Source organism: Pseudarthrobacter sp. HLT1-3 (assembly GCF_059383535.1).
The window spans coordinates 48,746-61,739 of record NZ_JBWZCJ010000022.1 but is presented as its reverse complement, the minus strand read 5'-3'; the positions used below and the strand labels follow the sequence as shown (position 1 = coordinate 61,739).

The 12,994-nt window shown below is 64.2% G+C and carries 9 protein-coding genes; 7 read left to right on the top strand and 2 right to left on the bottom strand.

The genetic code is table 11. From position 1 onward, the window contains the following. Window positions 1–74: 74 nt before the first annotated feature. From AC50X9_RS17370 to AC50X9_RS17345, 6 genes are all read left to right on the top strand, one after another. Window positions 75–728 (top strand): amino acid ABC transporter permease, encoded by a 654-nt coding sequence (locus AC50X9_RS17370; RefSeq protein WP_494895496.1) that lies wholly within the window; start codon window positions 75–77, stop codon window positions 726–728. After that, on the top strand, window positions 721–1,557 hold the full coding sequence (locus AC50X9_RS17365; protein ID WP_494895492.1) for an amino acid ABC transporter ATP-binding protein: 837 nt from the start codon (window positions 721–723) through the stop codon (window positions 1,555–1,557). The genes AC50X9_RS17370 and AC50X9_RS17365 overlap by 8 nt, the downstream gene beginning before the upstream one ends. Before the next feature lie 42 nt (window positions 1,558–1,599). Continuing rightward, a complete protein-coding gene (locus AC50X9_RS17360; protein WP_494895489.1) occupies window positions 1,600–2,814 on the top strand; it encodes an MFS transporter in 1,215 nt (404 codons plus the stop codon). 494 nt (window positions 2,815–3,308) lie between these two features. Then, window positions 3,309–7,586: a DUF6531 domain-containing protein gene (locus AC50X9_RS17355; protein ID WP_494895487.1), complete on the top strand. Its 4,278-nt coding sequence runs from the start codon at window positions 3,309–3,311 to the stop codon at window positions 7,584–7,586. Next, window positions 7,586–8,068, top strand: a complete 483-nt coding sequence (locus AC50X9_RS17350; RefSeq protein ID WP_494895485.1) for an immunity 26/phosphotriesterase HocA family protein — start codon at window positions 7,586–7,588, stop codon at window positions 8,066–8,068. Before AC50X9_RS17355 ends, AC50X9_RS17350 begins: the two co-directional genes overlap by 1 nt. Before the next feature lie 46 nt (window positions 8,069–8,114). Continuing rightward, entirely contained in the window at window positions 8,115–8,426 is a 312-nt protein-coding gene (locus tag AC50X9_RS17345) for a thioredoxin family protein (protein ID WP_494895483.1), read from the top strand. Here AC50X9_RS17345 and AC50X9_RS17340 read toward each other — a convergent pair. Continuing rightward, complete coding sequence (locus AC50X9_RS17340; RefSeq protein ID WP_494895478.1) at window positions 8,407–9,666, bottom strand: aminotransferase class I/II-fold pyridoxal phosphate-dependent enzyme; 1,260 nt, start codon at window positions 9,664–9,666, stop codon at window positions 8,407–8,409. The genes AC50X9_RS17345 and AC50X9_RS17340 overlap by 20 nt on opposite strands. A 497-nt stretch (window positions 9,667–10,163) precedes the next feature. Here AC50X9_RS17340 and AC50X9_RS17335 point away from each other — a divergent pair, with 497 nt between their 5' ends. Beyond that, on the top strand, window positions 10,164–12,080 hold the full coding sequence (locus tag AC50X9_RS17335; RefSeq protein WP_494895475.1) for a hypothetical protein: 1,917 nt from the start codon (window positions 10,164–10,166) through the stop codon (window positions 12,078–12,080). 15 nt (window positions 12,081–12,095) lie between these two features. On the opposite strand, the gene AC50X9_RS17330 is transcribed toward AC50X9_RS17335, so the two are convergent. After that, window positions 12,096–12,914, bottom strand: coding sequence for a phosphatase PAP2 family protein (locus AC50X9_RS17330; RefSeq protein ID WP_494895536.1), 819 nt, complete (start codon window positions 12,912–12,914; stop codon window positions 12,096–12,098). Window positions 12,915–12,994: the final 80 nt, after the last annotated feature.

Here is a 12,994-nt window from a genome sequence, read left to right as displayed (position 1 = left end):
CAGGTTCGGCGGGCATCCGCGTATTGATCGCGATGCCCGCCGACCCCTGCCCGACCCTAACTTAGGGATTCTCAGTGGACTTTATTACCAACACCCTGGCTGTGTTCCCGGCCCTCCTGCAGGCCGTGCCCATCGTCGTTCAACTCGCGCTCGGCGCCATGGCGATCGCCCTCGTGCTGGGGCTCCTGGTTGCGCTGGCGCGCATTTCCTCGTTCAAAATCCTCCGCGGCATTGCCACGTTCTATTTGGAGGTTATCCGCGGCACTCCGCTGCTGGTGCAGTTGGTCTACATCTTCTTCGTGCTGCCGAGCATCGGCGTGAGCATCGAACCTGTGCCGGCCGGCATCCTGGGCCTGGGTCTCAACTACGCGGCCTATCTGTCTGAGGTCTTTCGCTCCGCCATCCTCTCCGTGGAGCACGGCCAGACAGAAGCCGCACTGTCGCTGGGGTACACGCCCAGCAAGACCCTGTGGAAGGTGGTTATCCCTCAGTCCTTCGTGGTCTCCATGGGGCCGATCGGCAACTACTTCATTGCCATGATCAAGGACACCGCACTGACTTCGGTGATCGCGGTCACCGAGATCCTGAAGACCGCCAACATCCTCAACAGCCAGACGTTCCAGACCACTGCCATCTATACCGCAGCGGCCATTCTCTATCTGATCATCAGCCTTCCACTCTCGCGCGTCGTGGTTGTGCTTGAACGAAAGGCACGGGCCAGTGGCTGACGAGACCATTATTGACGTCCGCGACGTTCACAAGACCTTCGTCTCGGAGACGAAGCCGACCTTGTGGAAAAGGCTTACCGGCAAGCCCCACGTGCAGAGAAGGGTGGAAGTACTCAAAGGTGTGGACCTGGTGGTCCACCGCGGCGAAACCATTGCCATCCTGGGCTCCAGCGGATCCGGCAAGAGCACCCTGCTGCGCTGCATCAACAAGCTCGAGACCATCGATGCCGGCCGCATCTACGTCAACGGCCACCTGATCGGCTACGACGAACGCGACGGGGAACTGATCGCCGAGAAAGCGTCGGTCACGGCTCAGAAGCGGACCGACATCGGCTTCGTCTTCCAGCACTTCAACCTGTTCCTGAACAAAACGGCTTTGGGCAACGTGATGGCGCCGCTGCGCGACGTGAAGAAGCTGTCTGCGGCCGAGGCCAAAGCTATTGCCGTCCCGAACCTGGAGATGGTGGGCCTGGGGGACAAGATGGAGAACTACCCCAGCAAGCTCTCCGGAGGCCAGAAGCAGCGGGTGGCCATCGCCCGAGCCCTGGCCATGAATCCAAGTGTCATGCTCTTCGATGAACCGACTTCCGCATTGGATCCGGAGCTTGTGGGCGAAGTTCTTTCGGTCATCAAGAAGATCGCCCAGCAGGGAACCACGATGGTGATCGTCACCCATGAAATGCAGTTCGCGCGGGACATCGCAGACCGCATCGTCGTCATGGACCAAGGGGTCATCGTGGAAGAGGGCCCGCCCAGCCGGATCTTCACTGCACCGCAGCATCCGAAAACTCAGGCACTGCTCAGCCGCTCGGGTATTCTTCCGGCGTGAGTTTGAGCGCCCCGGCGCGCCGCCCGCCCTAGGATAAAGGGGATGACCACCACACGCCCCGCCGCCTTCAGCCTCCGCAGCATCGCCGTTCCCGCCTTCGGCCCGGCCCTGCTGTTCAGCATCGGCGAGGGTGCCATCCTGCCCGTGGTGGCCCTGTCCGCCCGCGACCTCGGCGCCTCGGTCGCCGTCGCCGCCCTGGTGGTCACCGTGATCGGCCTCGGCTCCTGGTTCTTCAACCTGCCCGCCTCGGTCATCACCATGAAGTTCGGCGAACGCTGGGCCATGGTCGGCGCCGCGGCCGCCAGCGCCGTCGCCCTCGCCGCCGTCGCACTGGCACCGCTGCTGCCGGAGGGACTCTGGCTGCTCGCCGCAGCGATGCTCGTCGTCGGCATGGCCGCGAGCGTCTTCAGCCTGGCCCGGCAAAAGTACCTGACCGAGGCCGTGCCGGTGGTCCTCCGGGCGCGGGCGCTGTCCACGCTCGGCGGCGTGACCCGGATCGGCATCTTCATCGGCCCCTTCATCGGCGCGGCCGTGATGCAGTTCGCTGGCATCAGCGGCGCCTACTGGGTCGGCGTCGTCGCCATGGTGGCGGCCGCGGCCCTGTCAGTGACCATCCCGGACCTGGTGGCCAAACCCGCGCCCGACGACGGCGTCCCCGCCAAGCAGGCGACGCTGCGCAGCGTCGCCGTCTCGCACGCCGGGGTCTTCCTGAGCGTGGGCATGGGGGTGCTGCTGCTCAGCGCGCTGCGCGCGTCCCGGCAGGTGGTGATCCCGCTCTGGGCCGAGCACCTCGGGATGGACGCGACGCAGGCGTCGCTGATCTACGGGCTCTCCGGCGCCATCGACATGCTCGTCTTCTATCCGGCCGGCAAGCTGATGGACCGCAAGGGCCGGCAGTGGGTGGCGGTCCCGTCGACCCTGATCATGGGCACGGCGATGCTGCTGATCCCGCTCAGCGCCGGCTTCTTGGGCCTGCTGCTCGGGGCGCTGCTGATCGGTTTCGGCAACGGCATCAGTTCGGGCCTGAACATGACCCTGGGCGCCGACTTCTCGCCCGACAACGGCCGCGGCCAGTTCCTGGGGATCTGGCGGTTCCTGGCCGACGCCGGGGCCACCGGCGGTCCGGTGCTGCTCTCAGGCGTGACCGCTGTGGCCTCGCTCGGGGCGGGGGTGGCCGCCACTGGAGTGCTCGGCTTCGCGGCCGCCGCGGTCTTCGCCGTCACCATTCCGCGGCTGAAGCACCGGCGCAACTACTGAGCGTTCCGGCACGATAGCGGGGCTGCCGACGTCGGCGTTGCCGCCGTCGAAGGTGGGCTGCCGCCGTCGAACATGGCTTGACGGCCAGCGCCAATCTGACTGGCAGCAGGGGCCGTTCTCAGCGCTCATAACGGCCGTAAATACAAGCTACCTGAGGGCCGACCTGAGGTGGGCATGAAGACGTGGTCCGGGTGCTGGCCATATCTTCCGGAGCTGGTGCCTTCATGGTAATCAGCGCGGGTTAGGCGCAGGATTGCTCAAGTTTTTGCTAAGTTCCCACCGCTACGGGAGAAGTATTGGCAGGCTCGGGCCGGGGCCTCAGTCTGGTGGCCCGTAAAGCGGGCTGGCTGTATGCACCCGGACGAGCGGCTTCTTGGGGGAAGACAATGCTTAAATCCAGTAAATTTCCGCAGCTTGTACGGCAAGCCGCTTCTCGGATCCTTATCCCTGTTGTTGCCTCAGCAGTCCTCTTCGCCGGTAGCTCACTCGGGCCGGTGTCGACCGAGGCGTTTGCGGCTGCGGAAACCAGCAGGGACGCCCTGTCTGTGCAGACCGCCCCGGTGGAGCCGCGACCGGCCGCTGCCGAAGAGCGTTCTGTTGAGCCGGCTCCGGAGAAGGGCAAACCGGCGCAGAAAACCAAGGGGCCACTCACGCAGGGGAAGAAGTCGGACGCGGCTGCGGGCGACGTGGTTCCGATGGTGACGTCCGGACCGGACGTCCTTGAGGCAGTCAGCATCGTGGCAGGGCCCTCCAGTTGCAGCAGCGAACCGGTCAACAGCGGGGCCCGGGTCTTCCTGTGTGGCACGTTTTACATCAGTCCGGGATTTTACGACGCCGCCGGAAACCCGCTGTACCTCTCGGGCGCGGTCGGCCTTGGCTTGACGGACGCTTGTGGCAACGTGGTTGTCGACGGAACCCCCATGTGGTTCTGGGGCGGCATACATTTTTCGGGACCGGGATATTTCCGGTGGTCCTCCGGGAGCACGCTGCGTGGGGACACCCCCAGTCACTGCTTGGGTGCCTGGACCGCGAACTTCACTGTCATTCAGAGCTTTCCTGACGGGCAGCAGCTGACCGCAAGTATCCAGCAGGATGTGACCGTCCTCCCGGACGCGCCCAGTTATGAATGGCCTGTTGGCCAGACATACGGGGGAACAGCACCCATGCATGCCCCTCAGGCGGACCCGGTTAATTCCTTCACAGGGGCTTTTTACGATCACTTGCCTGCAGATTTGTCGCTGTCCGCCCTTGGCGCGCCGCTGTCAATGGCCAGGTCCTATTCAAGCGACGTTGAACGTGTTGGTGCTTTTGGCCGTGGCTGGTCCTATGCGTACGATTCCGGGCTCAGCGTGGATGCGGCCAGCGGGGCAGTCACCCACCACGATGCCAGTGGCGCGATTCGCGTATTCACGGCGGAGGGCGGCGGGTATAAGTCACCGCCAGGCGTCAGGGAAAAGCTCGCGCGGACCGCTACCGGCTGGGAGATTACAACACCAACGCTGGCAAAGCTTGGTTTCGACAATGCCGGCAGGCTCATCACCATCCGCGACAGCAACGGCCAGGGAACGGATCTGGGCTACGTCAATGGCCTGCTGAGCTCAGTAAGCGGCAGCGGACGATCACTGACAGTCTCCTGGGACGGGGAGGGAAACCGGATCACCGCGGTGGCAGGAAGCGACGGCCGGCGGGTTGAGTACACCTACGACGGCGGCGGTAACCTGGCGTCTTTCCTGAACGCCGCAGGAAAACGAACGACTTATTCCTATGACGGGTCCCAGCGCCTGGTCTCCATCCAGGATCCCAACGGGAACTACCCGGTCCGCCTTTCATACAGCGCGGTGTCCGGGCGGGTCGAAAAACAGTACGACGCGCGCGGTGGACTCACCGTGTTTGAGTGGGACGGTGAGACCACGACCTCCACCGTCACGGACCCGGCGGGGAACAAATCCGTCGATAAGTACGCCAACGGGTACCTCGTTGAACAGGTCGATGGCGCTGGGCGCAGCACAAGGTACAGCTGGAATGAGAACGGCACTGTTCGCCGGGTGACGAACGGGGCTGGCCAGACCACCCAATTCGGTTACGACCCGGCAGGAAATCTTGTCCAGAGGATATCTCCGGACATCAGCCGGGACGCGAATGGAAACGTGCGCACGGAACGGTACACCTATAACGCGTCCAACGACCTCACCTCCACCACCGACTTCAACGGCAACGCCACGTCATACACCTACGACACCAAAGGCAACCTCGCAACCGTGACCAGGCCCGCGATAGCGGGCGGGGCGGGGACCGTGACGAGTCTTTCCAATACTTATAACGCCAACGGTAAGTTGGCCAGCAGTACCGACGCGGCCGGAAAAACGACGAGATATTCCTACAGCCCCGAGGGCGACCTGACTTCCGTAACGTCACCGGGCGGACAAGTATCCACCTCCTTCTACGACGGGGCCGGACGCCTCACTGCAACGGTGGGACCCCGGGGCAATATCGCCGGGGCCAACCCGGAATCGCACCGCACAAGTTTCACACTGTCGCCCACGGGGCTGGTCTCGTCTGTGCGGGATCCGCTGGGGAACACCACGACCAACACCTACGACGACGGCGGTCGTCCTGTAACAACGACGGATGCAAGGGGGCACACGACGACGTCCACCTATACGGAGGACAACAAACCAGCGACGGTGCAGGGCCCGGACCCCGCGGTGGGGCCGACGCGTTTCACGTACGACGCTAACGGCAATGTGGCGACGAAGACGACGCCCGGCGGCAAGACGACAACCTATACCTATACCGCCGCCAATCAGACGCAAACCGTCACCTCAACAGGGTCGGGGGTCTACCGCTACAGCTATGACTCGGCGGGACGGCTCACAAGCCAAACCAGCCCTTCAGGAAGGACTGCGACCTTCACACATAGCTCCATCGGAGGTATCGCCAGGGTTACCTACAGCGACGGCACCCCCGAAATTTCCTACACCTACGATCCGAATGGCAACCGGACCCAAATGATAGACGGGACCGGCACAACCAACTACACCTACAACGCGCTGAACCTGCTTGGCACCGTCACCAGAGGAACCGACACGTGGAGCTACGGATACGACAACGCCGGCGCCCTTGTCGGGAGGACCTTTCCTGGATCACCCGCTCAACAACTGACCTACGACGCAGATGACCGGCTGACCAAGGTCGGCGCCGGCACCACCACGGTCGCCGCATACTCCTACGACGTGGCCGCAGGGGCAACAACGACACACCTGCCGGGTGGGGTCGACAACACCCTCTTTGTTGACAACGCAGGTCAGCCGGCACGGACAAGGACAGCGAAGGGCGCCTCGGTCATCACCGAAGACGCCTACGAGCTGGACCCAGGCGGGAACCCGGTCAGAATCACCAACAAGGCCGGAAGCGCCACCACCCATACCTACGACGCCGGCAACCGCCTTACCGAAGTTTGCTACGGGACCACCACCTGCGCGGGGGCCGCTGATTACATCAGGTGGGCTTACGACGGTGACGGCAACCAGCTGGAAGAGAAGCGGCCCGCCGGTTCGACGACATATGCCTACGACACGGCAGGGCACTTGACCACCCGCAAGAGCCCCGCGGCTGCAACGACATACAGCTATGACGCGGACGGTAACCTGCTCACGGATGGAACCAGCTCCTACGCATGGAATGCTGCCGGTCAGCTCACCAGCGCGGGAGGCTCAAAGCCGACAAAATTCACCTATGACGGGGACGGGCGCCGGACCACCAGCGCTGTGGGAAAGACCGCAACCGAGTTCGTTTCCGATCCTACGACCGGCTCCCTCGTGAGCGAACGCAGCAACGGCAAGACCCTGCGCCAGTACACCTATGGCACCGGCTTGGTTGGGATGGTGGCCGGTCAGGCAACCTACTCGTACGCCACCGATGCTCTTGGTTCTGTACGCGCGGTCCTGGATTCAACCGGTGCTCAACAGCTGACCTACGCCTACGAGCCCTACGGCGCCATCAAGAGCTCAACTTCCAGCGGCAGGTCCGCGCCGGCTAACCCGATGCAATTTCTGGGCGCCTACAGCGCAGGTAACCAGTACCTGCTGAGTAACCGCCAATATGACCCGGCGCTGGGGCGCTTTCTCTCTCCTGATCCCGCGGCTGCACCCGGCACAGGATATGGATACGGGAATGCCAACCCCATGGGCTACGTGGATCCTCTGGGACTCGACGGAGAAGACTGGCGCTCCATTACCAACGGCATTTCCACCGGGGTCGCCCTCGTGGGAGGGGGCATAGCCCTCGGCTGCACTGTAGCGGTCATCTGCCTTCCTGCCGTGCCGATTGCGGGTGGTATTGCCCTGGTCGCCGGAGCAGTTAGTCTCGCTACGGATGACACCACCGTCAGCTGTTTTTCCGGCAAGGGTTCCTGTGCGGGCGCAGTTTTGGGGGCGGCGCTTCTCCCGCTGGGGCCGCTGGGCAAGATCGGAAGACTCGCTACTGCAGCCAAGACGCAAGTCTATGTGGGAGTGCGCGGTGGGAAACCGGTTTATACCGGGATTACGAATAACTTGGAACGTCGCGGTGCCCAACATGGCGGTCGCTTTGACCAGCTCGACGCGCTCACCACCAGCCCCGTAACCCGGCGTGAGGCACGTTCCATCGAGGAAGCGCTGATCGTCGAAAATCCGGGCTTTGAGAACAAGATCCATAGCATCAGCCCCAGGCGTTCGCACTACGGGAGTGCCCTTGCGTGGGGTCAATCGTGGCTGAGGCAGAATGGGTACTGATGAGCGAAACAAACATACAGATTCTCAAACCCAGCCGTAAAAAGCCTGCTTCCGGAGACATCTTTGCCCTACAGTTGCCCGACGAGCAGTACTTGTTTGGCAGGGTCATTTTCGCGGACCTCCCCGCCGATAAGGCACCCATGCCCGGCTCATATCTGATCTACATTTATGATCACGTCTCGTCGGCGAAAATCCCTCCGCTAGACCAGCTCAGGCCGGACCTTCTACTCCTCCCGCCCATATTCATCAACCGCATGCCCTGGACGAAAGGCTACTTCCTGACCGTTGGCACGCAGCCCCTGTCGGGCGAAGACCTACTGGCACAGCACTGTTTCCGTCGATGGACCGGAGAGTATAGGGATGAACAAGGCCACCCTATGCCTGCGCCCGTGGAACCCTGCGGGGACTGGGCTCTTGCCAGCTATCGGTGGCTGGATGACCAGATCAGCGACAAACTGGGATTCCCGCGGACACCCGAGTGAGCGATATGGCCAAAAGCCCGAAGGAGTAGGGGTGGAAAATGATCCTATGAGGATAGAGTTGCTCCACATCGACGACTGCCCCAACACGGCCACGGCACAGGAGCGCCTGGAATCTTCCCTGGCCGCCCTGGGTCACAGCGACCTTCCAGTGCAGACCCGGCTCCTCGAGTCCGCGTCCGAGATAGCGGGCACTGGATTCGCGGGTTCCCCAACGATCACGGTCAACGGGGCAGACATCTTCCCGACCGGCGCGCCGGCAGGCGACCTTGCCTGCCGGATCTACGCGACACCCAGCGGACTGGCGGGCCTGCCGACCCTGGACCAGATAACCGAAGCGCTCAAGGACCACGGACTCTGACGCCACCGGCAGCTGCTCCTGCCGCGTCAGTGCTGCGGCACCCCGCCGCCCGCGTGCTGGATCGCGGCGGCGAAGACCGGCAGGGCGCGCCGCAGCATGTCCTCGGAGGCGGTGAGTGAGATCCGGAAGTAGCCCGGGGTTTCGAACAGCGGGCCCGGCAGCACAAAGACGTCCTGGTCGGCGAGGGCGGCGGTGAACTGCTCGTCGTCGTCGGCCGGGGTCCGGACGAACAGGTAGAACGCCCCTCAGGCCGCGTGACCTGGTAGCCCATCCCGGTCAGCGCCTCCACCATCAGGTCGCGTTTGCGCTGCAGCTCCCCGACGTCGATCGAGAACTCCTCCAGCCGCGGCAGCGCATGCTGCAGCAGGGCGTTGGGGTAGATCCAGCCCATCGCCATCTGCAGCGCGCTGATCGCCTCCCGCAGCAGGCCGCGGTCCGGCATGCTGGGCGGCAGCGCGAGGTAGCCGATCCGCTGCCCGGGCGCGAGGTGGGTCTTGCCGTACGAGTAGGCCAGCAGCGTGTACGGATAGTACTCGGCGGGGCTGTGGAACCGGGCGCCGTCGTAGACGATCCGGTTGTAGGCCTCATCGGAGAGCAGGTAGACCCGCCGGCCGTTGCTGCGCGAGGCCCCTTCCAGCATGTCGGCGAGGTCCTTCAGGAGCGAGGGCGGGTAGATCCGGCCGGTGGGGTTGTTGGGCGTGTTGACGATCACCACCCGGGTGCGCGGCGTGATGGCCGCGCCCAGCGCCGCCAGGTCGACGTCGAACGTCTCGGCATCGCAGCGGATCTTGACCGGCACCAGCCCGGCCTCCAGCACCAGCGGCTCGTAGAAGAACCAGGGCGGCAGGGTGAAGATTACCTCGTCGCCGGGGTCGGCGACGGCCTTGAGCGCCAGCGGAATCGCGGTGAAACCGCCCGTGGTCAGGTGGATGTCCGCCGGCTCGAAGGGCAGTCCCAGCAGGCGCTGCAGGGACGCCGCCGCCGCGGCCTGCGCCTCCGACTCGTTGGTCTTATAGGCAAACCACAGCTCGTTCCGGGGCGTCAGCGCGTCGGCCAGGGCACCGACGTAGGCGGCCGGGGGCATGTGGTGCGGGTTGCCGAGCGCGAGATCGCAGATCCCCGGCTCGTGCTGGCGCCGGGCGTAGACGGAGTCGCGGAGGAAGGTGTTAATCCGGTTTTGCGACGGGACGGACGCGAGGGTGATGGCGCGCCGTGAAACCGGAGAAGAATCAGTTCTCATGACAGTCCCTCGAGAGGTGGCAGCTTGACCGTATGGACGGATGGGCCAACGCGCTGCTGAGCCAGTGGCTGGGCGGGACTAATTCTGGCCCCCGGCGGGCCGGATGTAAACGGGGTTTGGGCCGGGGGCGGGCGTCAAACACGAAGCCACTTCACGGTGAAAAGTTGGGGGTCGAGACTGTGAGGTAGGACTTGTTGACTGTCAGCGTCCGCGCCCTCTTGCCCCTAAAGGCGTCCAAGTGTGCCCCCGAGATCCTTGATGCGTTGGCTGTGGAGTGGTGGCCTTGCTATATGAGCCATGAGCGTATGGAGTGGCCGCGGCAGACAGCTACGGACCGAGTCGGCGCCCAGTCGGTGCGAGACGAGAGTGCCGCACGTGTCCAAGTGGTGCCAGGGCCCCTTTTACTTACAGGTTTACAGAGGGCGGTCGGTAACCAGGCAGTGTGCGGACTCGTGGGGGCATCGAATTCAGCAGCCGTTGCTTTGCAGCGACAGGGCGTGGAGGAAGCCATCACACGAGGGACCTCCGAGTCCGCGAAGTCGGTCGATCCCCGGACTCCGTTGGACGATGTCCAACGTAAGCTTCTCATGGAGATGGTTTTGCGGCAGACATGGGTCGGCCCCTCCGACGAGACGTGGCTGGAGCGGTGTTGGGGAGCCCTGGATGCCGACGGCTTGCTCCGCTTTGCCAGTGCGAACATCGATTTGTTTGACCGATGCCGTGCCCGGGGCGCCGACCTCGACGATCTGCCTGCAGTCAGCACCATCCGTCGCCGCTTCACCGATGACGTGCTCGCCTTGGCTCGCCACTATCTCCGAACAAACCAACAGCTTGTGGAGCGTGAGCGTGAGGCGGTGGGCATTCGAACTGACGGCGGCGAAACGGAACAAAGCGTTTCAGATTCCCAGGCAGTGCGGCTCGCGGCTATACAGGTTTCTGCAGCGTCGCTCAGCAACCTCCAGGGTGCCCAGGAGGCAGCCCGGGAAGCCCGGGTTGGCTGGCGCATCGGCGACGGCGGAGATGTGGATCCAGACTTCACCGGGCGATCGGTCAAGTACCAGGTCCGCTTCGACCCGCACGCCGGGCCGCCACCCCTGACAGAAGATCCGGGGGAAGAGTATCCATCTGGAGATATTTTTGTGTCCCGGGTTGTGCCATATGCCGAGATTCGTCTGCGCTACGACTTAGCCTCGAGGAGAATCGCTGAACTTGTGGCGATGACACCGGCGCTATTCGGAATTGCGCGCGCAGGGTCGGGCGCTCAAACGGCGGCGTTCGCCGATACTCGAGACCCGCGGACTGCGCGGACTGTGCTCGACAACAGCCTGCGCCGTGTCCTGCAAGACATTGCGGGGACTGAAAAGACCCTCGGTGAGGGTCTTGACCCGTTGGACCTCACGCCGTTGCATAAGCAACTACACGATGGTAAAGCCCCGGTCGGCACACTTCATTGGACTGGTGGATTCGGCTGGCGAGTGGCACAAGCCGCTGCTGTGGATCATGATGTCTCCCGGGCTTTCAGGCGTCTTGCTTTACAGGAAATCAGCAGTCTGGCGTTCTTGTTCGCGCCATTCACCAGTGGTGTAAGCCTGATGGTGCTCCTTACGATAGGCACGGCCGCGACTGCCACAAACGCGTATGGGAGCTATCAAGATGCGCGGGTCCTTGCCTCGGCCGAGGGCTCGGCCGTATCCCCAGACACAGAGTTGGTGGAGCCTGGATCCGCCCGACACGCAGCGATGCAGGCAGACGCCGACTCCGTTGCCTTTGGACTGGCGCTATTGGCGTTAGGCGCCGAGGCCTTTGGCCTATGGCGGGCAGGCGCTCAGGCCCGCGGCTTAAGGGTCCAAGAGCGGGTTCGGATGTCCCACGGAACAGACGAGGCCGGCTTCCAGAGCCTAGGCGGGCTCGCTGAGGGTCGTATCAACGTTTCCTATGCCGGTGGAGCGCACCAGGATCTTGGCCAGGGATTTTACTTGTCCTTGGATACTGAGACTGCTGGCATATACGCATTCCGCCGGGGAAGTGCGCGAGCTAAAGGAATGCAACACGTGCTTACCTTCGATGTTCCACGGGCCGACCTGGGGTTAATCGTCGACATTCGCGCGGGCGGCAACTTCCGAAAGCAATGGGAATCCTTTCTTAACGGGCGTCCGGCGTTTCCGGGTGGCGCAAAAGTGCCCGGTTTTGAGACCAACCGCGCGTTATTCGCCCGCGCCCCAGAACAACGCGGTGTGGTTTTCGACCGTTTCCTTGACTCCACAGGCATGCGTCACGCGGACACTATCCTTGCGCCGCTGGGCGACGACGTGTTCACGGGTATCGTCAATCCGAACGGGGAGACCAGTCAGGTCTGCGTTCGCAGCCAGAGGGTCGCAGACCGGCTCAACGAACAAATCCGCACGGGTAAGTAGACAGCCGGGTGACGGTCAGCGGCGGGGCGCGCTCCGCCGTCGTGCGCCATGCCCGAACAGCCACACTCCGGTGACGGTGGCGAGGTAGCCGGCGATCACGATCAGCGCGGTGCCGGCCCAGAAGTAGTGGGTGGTGCTGTCCTCCAGGCCGGTGCCGGCGGCGACGCTCAGCAGCGAGTAGCCGGCCACGGCTGCGGCGGCGAGCCCGCCCAGCAGCGGCAGCGTCAGCCACAGCTGCGCGGAGGCCCAGTGCGCCCCGTAGCCTTCCCAGACGTTCCAGCGCGGCCCCCTGCGCATGATCAGCCAGCCCGCCGGGAGCATAAACACCGCCACGACCAGGAACGCCGCGACGACATCGGCGGGCCGGTGCCACTGGTTGATCAGGGTGGAGACCCCGGTGGCGACGGCGAAGCTGCCGCCCAAGAAACCGGCGAGCGGGCGCCAGCGCGGGGAGACCATCAGGAACACCGCCGCCGCAGCCGACGCCGCCAGGGTGGTGTGCCCGGACGGCAGGGAGTTCAGCTCCAGGGTCTCGACCCCGCGATAGGGCCGGTCGGGGACGACGTTTTTGAGGATCTGGGTGGCCACGTTGGCGCCGACGCAGGCCGCGACGGCGATCCCGGCAGCGGTCCAGCGCCGCTTCAGCACCGTGACCACGAGGACCACCACGGCGGCGATCAGCAGGGACAGTACGGGGAGCCAGTCGAGGAACTCGGTGGCGGCCTTGCCGGCGGCGCCGTGGAGTTCGACCGCCTCCACGAGGGCGGACTCGTCGATGAACTGGCCCGTGGTGGTGCGGACAAAGAAGAAGTAGGTCGCGGCCAGCGCGGCCATGCTGGTGAGGGTGGCCAGCACGAACAGGAACCCGGTGCCGCGGCCCTGGCGGGAGGCGGGGTCGGCTGGTGTGGTGGCTG

Bases quoted from the DNA above. Each gene is read 5' to 3' on its own strand.
- AC50X9_RS17360 (WP_494895489.1), top strand. From the start codon at position 1,600: ATGACCACCACACGCCCCGCCGCCTTCAGCCTCCGCAGCATCGCCGTT.
- AC50X9_RS17350 (WP_494895485.1), top strand. From the start codon at position 7,586: ATGAGCGAAACAAACATACAGATTCTCAAACCCAGCCGTAAAAAGCCT.
- AC50X9_RS17345 (WP_494895483.1), top strand. From the start codon at position 8,115: ATGAGGATAGAGTTGCTCCACATCGACGACTGCCCCAACACGGCCACG.
- AC50X9_RS17340 (WP_494895478.1), bottom strand. From the start codon at position 9,666: ATGAGAACTGATTCTTCTCCGGTTTCACGGCGCGCCATCACCCTCGCG.
- AC50X9_RS17330 (WP_494895536.1), bottom strand. From the start codon at position 12,914: ATGGCCGCGCTGGCCGCGACCTACTTCTTCTTTGTCCGCACCACCACG.